The organism is Cupriavidus sp. SK-3, from assembly GCF_000611145.1.
Lineage (GTDB): Bacteria > Pseudomonadota > Gammaproteobacteria > Burkholderiales > Burkholderiaceae > Cupriavidus.
This window is the reverse complement of record NZ_JFJV02000130.1, coordinates 82,842-89,729: the sequence shown is the minus strand read 5'-3', so window position 1 is coordinate 89,729 and position 6,888 is coordinate 82,842. Positions and strand designations below refer to the sequence as shown.

The following is a 6,888-nucleotide window of genomic DNA, read 5'->3' as shown; positions in this document are numbered from 1 at the left end:
CCCTTGGGTGCAATAACCATCGCCGCAAAAAAAAACACCGCCCCCACCGCTTACAACCCCTTCAAAGCCTCCGCATCCACCACAGCAAACACCTCCTCCGCCATATGAAAAGCCGAATTAGCCGCCGGCACCCCACAATAGATAGCAGTCTGCAGCAGCACCTCCTTAATCTCGTCACGGCTGACGTTATTGTTGGCCGCTGCGCGCAGATGCAACTTAAGTTCTTCATTACGGTTAAGCGCCACCATCATCGCAATGGTGATCAGACTCCGCGTATGCCGCGGCAACCCTTCACGCGTCCAGATCTCACCCCACGCATAGCGCGTAATCAGATTCTGAAACTCATCGTTAAGCGAGTTCAGCCGCGCCAGCGAACGATCCACATGCGCACTGCCCAACACCTCCCGCCGCACGGCCAGGCCAGCCTGATAGCGCTCGCCATCGCTGTCCGAACGGTTCGCGGCCTTCTGCGCATCGTCACCCAGGAAGTCCAGCAACGCCTCGGTAAAACGCTCTGGCTGCTCGCGGTTGGACAGATGCGCCGCCTCCAGTTCGAGATAACGTGTGCCCGGAATGGCATCGGCCAGCGCGCGCCCTTCCGCCGCCGTGGTGGACGGATCGGCGCTGCCGGCAATCACCAGCACCGGCACCGGAATGGTCCTGACCGCTTCGCGCAGATCGGCGTCGCGCACTGCCGCGCAGTTGGCGGCATACCCACGCGCATCCAGCCCGGTCAGCACCTTGCGCAGATCATCCAGCCGGTTGCCGGCGGCACTGACGAAGGACGGCGTGAACCAGCGTTGCAGCGAGCCCTCCACCAGCGGCGCCATGCCGTCGCGCAGCACGCCTTCGATGCGCGTGTTCCACGCCTCGGGGGTGCCGATCTTCGGTGCGGTATTGGCCAGCACAATGCGGCTGAAGCGCTGCGGCGCGTTCACGCCCAGCCACATACCGGTGAGGCCACCCATCGACAAGCCGCAGAAGGCTGCCTTCCGGATCTGCAAGGCGTCCATCAGCGCGATGACATCGCTGCCCAGTTCCGCCACGCTGCTCGGGCCCGGCGGCAACTCGGACTGGCCGTGCCCACGGGTGTCGTAGCGCAGGATGCGGAACTGCTGGCCCAGTGCTTCGGCCTGCGGCGCCCACATCGTGTGGTCAGTGCCTAGCGAGTTGGAGAAGATCAGGACGGGCGCGGAGGCCGGGCCTTCCAGCGTGTAGAAGAGGCGATTGCCAGCGTGGGTGATGAAGGGCAAGGTGGTCTCCAGAGAATTCGGTTCGGTGTTCAGGTACGTGTATTCATTGAGCGTCTGCGGCTGGCTTCCGGGGGGTATCAGTGCTCTCCTGCCGCCAGGCCGCAAGGGCCGCATCGACGAATCCCCCCGCCTGCCCGGCGTAATTGGCCGGATCGCAAACCCGGTCCAGCGCCGCCGCATCCATCAGCCCGGCATGCGCGGCGTCCCCGGCCAGGGTCGCGCCCAGCGCCTCCCGCAATGTAGTGCCTTCGGCAACGGCCCGCCGGCAGGCGCCTTCGACCAGATGATGCGCCGCTAGCCGGCCGATCTTGCCGCCCAGTTCCAGCATGGCGGCTTCCGCCAGGATCAGCCCGTGCGTCAGCCCCAGGTTGGCACGCATGCGCGCGGCGTCCACCTGCAGTCCGTTTACCACTTCCAGCATCTGCCGCAACGCGCCCGCGGCCAGCGCGACGATCTGCGGCAAGGTATCCCATTCCGCCTGCCAGCCGCCCAGCGCGCGTTCATGCTCCTGCACCATGCCGGCCAGCATGGTAGCCACCAGCGGCGGCACGCGCACGGCGGCAGTGAGCACGGCGGCGCAGCCTACCGGGTTGCGCTTGTGCGGCATGGTGCTGGAGCCGCCGCGCCCGGGGCCGGAGGGCTCGGCCACCTCCGCGACCTCGGTCTGCATCATCAGCGAGACGTCGCGCGCGATTTTGCCGAGCGAGCCGGTCAGCATGCCGAGCGTGGTGGCTACCTCGACCATGCGGTCGCGGTAGGCGTGCCACGGCGTGGCGGGTACTGCCAGCGAGAGTTCGCGGCCGAGCTCGGCGGCCACAGCCGGAGCCGCGTCGCCGAGGCTGGCCAGGGTGCCGGCGGCACCGCCGAACTGCAGCGCGGCGGCCTGCGCGCGCGTGGCGCCGAGGCGGCCCAGGTCGCGCCGCAGCGCGTCGAGCCAGCCGGCGGCCTTGAGCCCGAAGGTGGTGGGCAGCGCGTGCTGCAGCCAGGTGCGCGCCACCATCGGCGTGTCGCGATGCTGCATGGCCAGCGCGGCGCAGGCGTGGCCGAGCGCCTTGAGATCGGCATCGACAGCCTGCAGGGCTTCACGCAGTTGCAGCACCATGCCGGTATCGATCGCGTCCTGGCTGGTGGCGCCCCAGTGCACGTAGCGCGCGGCTTGCTCGTCGCGCGCGGCTACGCGGGCGGTGAGTTGCCTGACCAGGGGAATGGCCAGGTTGCCGGCTGCCACGGCAGCGGCGGCCAGCGCGTCGAAGTCGATCTCGTCGGCGAGGCAGGTGGCGGCGATGACCTCGGCAGCCTCGGCCGGGATCACGCCGCAGCGGGCTTCGGTGCGCGCCAGCGCGGCTTCGAAGTCAAGCATGCGCTGGACCGTGCCGGCATCGGAGAAAGCGGCCAGCGTGGCGGCGCTGCCGAACATCGGGTCGGTCAGTCGGGATGAGGTGGGCATCGATTCAGGTTCGCATCGGCATGGAAAAACCCCAGCGCCGGACCATGACGGGTCCGGCGCCGGGGCTCGGTCTGGCGCAAGCGGCTCGCGCCCGGGTCAGATGTCGAAGAAGACCGTTTCGTCCTGGCCTTGCAGCACCACCTGCCATTGCAGCTTGCCCGCGCCCACCGGCTGCGCCACCAGCGTGTGGCGGCGCTCGGCGGGTACCTGCGACAAGGCCCAGTCGCGCGCGTTGGCTTGCGTTTCGTCCGGGAAGTATAGGCGCGTGGACAAATGCTTGAGCAGCCCGCGCATGAACAGCGAGACCACGATGTGCGGCGCCTGCGGCTGGCCGCCGGGGCCGGGTACCGGACCCGGCTTGACGGTGACAAAGCGGAAGCTGCCGTCGGGCTGGGTCGGCAGCCGGCCAAAGCCGGTGAAGCCGGGCACCAGCGCCTGCTCCGCGCCGTCGCGCGCATCGTCGGGGTGGCGGTAGCGGCCGGCCGGGTTGGCCTGCCAGATCTCGACCATGCCATCGGGCACGGGGTCGCCGTTGCCGTCGATCACGCGGCCTTCGATCACGATGCGTTCTCCCGCCAGCCCGGGGGCCTCGGCGGTCAGGTCGGCGCAGTCAAGGCCGGACAGGCCGATATGCAGGTAGGGTCCGACAGTCTGGGATGCGGTGGCGTACAACATGGCTTACTCCATCGGCGTGGCATCGCGGCCACGCAGCACGATATCGAAACGGTAGCCGAGCGCATACTCGGGCGCGGTGGTTTCCCAGTCCAGGGCGGCCACCAGGCGGTCGCGCGCCTTGGCGTCGGGCACACAGTTGAAGATGGGATCGAAAGCCAGCAGCGGGTCCCCCGGGAAGTACATCTGCGTCACCAGCCGCGTGGCATAAGCGTTGCCGAACAGCGAGAAATGGATGTGCTGCGGCCGCCAGGCGTTGTGGTGGTTGCGCCAGGGATAGGCGCCCGGCTTGATGGTCTTGAACTGATAGCGGCCCAGGGCATCGGTCACCGCGCGGCCCTCGCCGGTGAAATTGGGATCGAGCGGCGCGTCGTGCTGGTCGCGCTTGTGCACGTAGCGGCCGGCGGCATTGGCCTGCCAGACTTCGATCAGCGCGTTCGGCACGGGGCGGCCGTTCTCATCGAGCACGCGGCCGCTCACGAGGATGCGTTCGCCGATGGCTTCGCCGGCGTGGCCGGCGGTGAGGTCGCTATCGCCGTTGCGCACGAACTCGGCGCCAAACAGCGGGCCGGTGACTTCGGACAGCGTCTGGCCCAGCGCCACCAGCGGCTGGTTGGGCGAGCGCAATTGCGTGGAGGCGTAGGGATCGAAGCGGTATTCGGGCTGCGTATCCCAGTAATGCCGGCGGTATTGCGCCAGCCCTGGGGCCAGCTTGATGGGCGAATCGGCCATGGTCGTTGTCTCCTTGGTGGGGAATTTTCATTACTTTATTTGCGGCCATAACTCCTGTAAATTGAGTTTTTAGACTATTTGCATAACTTTTCGATATGCAGAGCACCTTCCGCAGCCGTGTGCGCCTGCGTCACCTGCACTGCTTCGTCGCAGTGGCGCAAACCCAGCATCTTGGCCAGGCCGGGGAGCAACTGGGCCTCAGCCAGCCCGCCGTTTCGAAGACCCTGACCGAGCTAGAAGTGCTGCTTGGAGCACGCTTGCTGGAACGCAAGCGCTCCGGCACCGACCTCACCGAACTCGGCCAGCGCTTCCTGCGCCACGCCTTGCGCGTGCTGGAGGATCTGGACGAAGCCGCCGACAGCATCGGTGGCCCGGGCGCTGCCGGGCGCAGGCAGATCCGGCTGGGTGCCCTGCCCAGCGTGGTGCCGGATTTGCTGCAGGAAGCGGTGCTGGCGTTCCGCGCCACGCATCCGGAAATCGGCCTGGCGGTGCAGACCGGCATGAACCGCACGCTGATCGACTGGCTGAAGGCCGATATGCTCGATCTCGCGATCGGCCGTATGGACAATCCGGCGGTGATGGAAGGGCTGTGGTTTGAGATGCTGAGCGCCGAGCCGCTGTTGCTGGCGGTGCGCAAGGGCCACGCCCTCGCTGCCGCGCCACCGTCCCTGGCGGATGTCATGGCCTTCCCGCTGGTGGTGCCCGCGCAGGGCTCGGTGCCGCGCCATAGTGCGGAAAGCCTGCTGGCACGGCACGGTTTCGTGTTGCCGACCGGCATGCTGGAAACATCGGACGCTTACCTGGGCCAGCTCACCACATTGAAGTCCGACGCTGTCTGGCTGGCGCCGCGCTGCGCCATGCGGCAGGCGCTGGAGGACGGCGAACTGGTGCTGCTGCCCATCTCGGGCCAGGGCAGCGAGGAGCCGGTCGGACTGCTGCGCCAGGGCGGCCGCGAGCTCGACGAGGCGGCCGAAGCCTTTGTGCACGATCTGCGGGAACGCGCCGCGGCGCGTTCCCGCGGGCCGGCGCCGAAGGCCAGGGGATAGTCCCGCCCTGCCCTTACATCTCGGTCGCGTCTTCAACCCGCCTGCCGGCCGGGCGGGCCACATCGGGAGATAGCTGCAGGAAGATCCACGCCGAGGCCGAGGTAATCAGCCCCACGCAGATAAAGGTGGCATGGAACGCCGGCAGCGCGGTGGTGGCGCCGTGCCGGCTGAAGGTTCCCTGGAAGGTCGCCAGCAACGCGCCGGCCGAGGTCACCGCCAGGCTCATCGACAGCATCTGCACCATCGACAGCAGGCTATTGCCGCCGCTGGCCCCGGCCGTGCCGAGATCCTTCAGCGTGACGGTATTCATGGCTGTGAACTGGATCGAGTTGACCGCACCGAAAACGGCCAGTTGCACAAGCACCAGCGCGAGCGGCTGGGTGGGCGAGATCAGCGCGAACGAAGCCATCGCCAGTCCCACCACGAAGGTATTGGCGACCAGCACCCTGCGATAGCCGTGGCGTTCGATCAGGCGCGTGGCGAGACGCTTGGAGCCCATCCCCGCCGCCGTGATCGGCAGCATCATCATGCCCGCCTGGAACGGCGAGTAACCCAGGCTGACCTGCAGCGTCAGCGGGATCAGGAACGGCATGGAGCCGTTGCCGATACGCGCGAACAGGTTGCCCAGCAGGCCCACGCTGAAGGTATGGATGCGAAACAGCCGCAGCGCGAACAGCGGCCGGCGGCGGCGCGTGGCATGCAGCACGTACGCCGTCAGCGAAGCCATGCTGGCGATCAGCAGCATCAGCACGGTGGCATGCTCAAAGCCAAGTTCAGCCAGGCCATCCAGCGAGAACGACAAGGTCAGCATGGCGATGGCCAGCAGCAGGTAGCCGCTGATATCGAACGGCGCCACGCCGTGCAGCCGGCTGTTGGGCATATAGCGCATGGTGGCCAGCCCGCCCAGCAGGCCCACCGGCACATTGATCAGGAAGATCCAGTGCCAGGAAAAGGTCTGGGTCAGCCAGCCGCCCAGCGTCGGCCCGATCAGCGGGCCCACCATGCCGGGAATGGCGACGAAGCTGAGCGCCTGCAGGTACTGGTCGCGCGGGAAAGTGCGCAGCACCGCCAGCCGCCCCACCGGCAGCAACATCGCGCCACCCACGCCCTGCACCACCCGCGAGACCACCAGCCAGGTCAGGCTGTTGGAATAGGCGCAAGCCAGCGAGCCAACGACAAACAGCACGATGGCCGTCTGGAAGATGGTGCGGGTGCCAAAGCGATCGGCCAGCCAGCCCGAGGCCGGGATGATCACCGCCATGGTCAGCGAGTAGGCAATGATGACCGACTGCATGCGCAGCGGGCTCTCGCCCAGGCTTTTGGCCATCGACGGCAATGCCGTGTTGACGATGGTGGAGTCCAGCGTCTGCATGAAGAAGCCGATGGCGACCACCCACAGCATGATCTTGCGGGTGCGGTCGTCGGTGGCGGGGAGAGGCGTGTCTTGCATCGGGATTGGCTTGCCCCGGAACGCAGGTGCGCTGGGAAGGTCCGCCGGGTCGCGTACCGTAGCAGTGTAGCGGAGCTTTACGGTGGCGCGCACGAATTCCGAGACGGCGCCGCTCCAGCCGCAGGCCCGGTCAGGCCGCCATCCGCCTGCTGAAGTCAGCGCCTAATTGGACTCAACTCCGAGTGGATTCAACTCCGAGTTCATTTCATCGGCGCTTCGGAAATTTCCCTGTTCATTTGCAGACCTGTCCGATTTCAATCCGGATGCCAGCCCGGTATTGTCCCTCTG

Annotated in this window: 6 protein-coding genes; 1 reads left to right on the top strand and 5 read right to left on the bottom strand. The window is 67.2% G+C overall.

The genetic code is table 11. From position 1 onward, the window contains the following. Positions 1–50 precede the first annotated feature (50 nt). The 4 genes from pcaD to pcaH all read right to left on the bottom strand — a co-directional run bounded on the left by pcaD (position 51) and on the right by pcaH (position 4,104). A complete protein-coding gene (gene pcaD, locus CF70_RS14135) occupies positions 51–1,253 on the bottom strand; it encodes a 3-oxoadipate enol-lactonase (RefSeq protein WP_035865403.1) in 1,203 nt (400 codons plus the stop codon). Positions 1,254–1,296: 43 nt separating this feature from the next. After that, positions 1,297–2,700 (bottom strand): 3-carboxy-cis,cis-muconate cycloisomerase, encoded by a 1,404-nt coding sequence (locus CF70_RS14130; RefSeq protein WP_051648422.1) that lies wholly within the window; start codon positions 2,698–2,700, stop codon positions 1,297–1,299. A gap of 96 nt (positions 2,701–2,796) precedes the next feature. After that, the gene (gene pcaG / locus CF70_RS14125; protein ID WP_035865401.1) at positions 2,797–3,375 is read right to left on the bottom strand and encodes a protocatechuate 3,4-dioxygenase subunit alpha; all 579 of its coding nucleotides are present in this window, start codon (positions 3,373–3,375) and stop codon (positions 2,797–2,799) included. Between the two features lie 3 nt (positions 3,376–3,378). Further along, positions 3,379–4,104 (bottom strand): protocatechuate 3,4-dioxygenase subunit beta, encoded by a 726-nt coding sequence (pcaH, locus tag CF70_RS14120; protein ID WP_035865400.1) that lies wholly within the window; start codon positions 4,102–4,104, stop codon positions 3,379–3,381. Between the two features lie 95 nt (positions 4,105–4,199). On the opposite strand from pcaH, the gene CF70_RS14115 reads away from it, so the two are divergent. Continuing rightward, positions 4,200–5,150 carry a LysR substrate-binding domain-containing protein gene (locus CF70_RS14115; RefSeq protein WP_035865397.1) on the top strand — a complete coding sequence of 317 codons (951 nt, stop codon included), beginning with the start codon at positions 4,200–4,202 and terminating at the stop codon, positions 5,148–5,150. A 13-nt stretch (positions 5,151–5,163) separates the two neighbouring features. Here the strand turns inward: CF70_RS14115 and mdtD are convergent, their stop codons facing one another. Further along, positions 5,164–6,600 (bottom strand): multidrug transporter subunit MdtD, encoded by a 1,437-nt coding sequence (mdtD, locus tag CF70_RS14110; RefSeq protein ID WP_051648420.1) that lies wholly within the window; start codon positions 6,598–6,600, stop codon positions 5,164–5,166. Between the last annotated feature and the right edge of the window lie 288 nt (positions 6,601–6,888).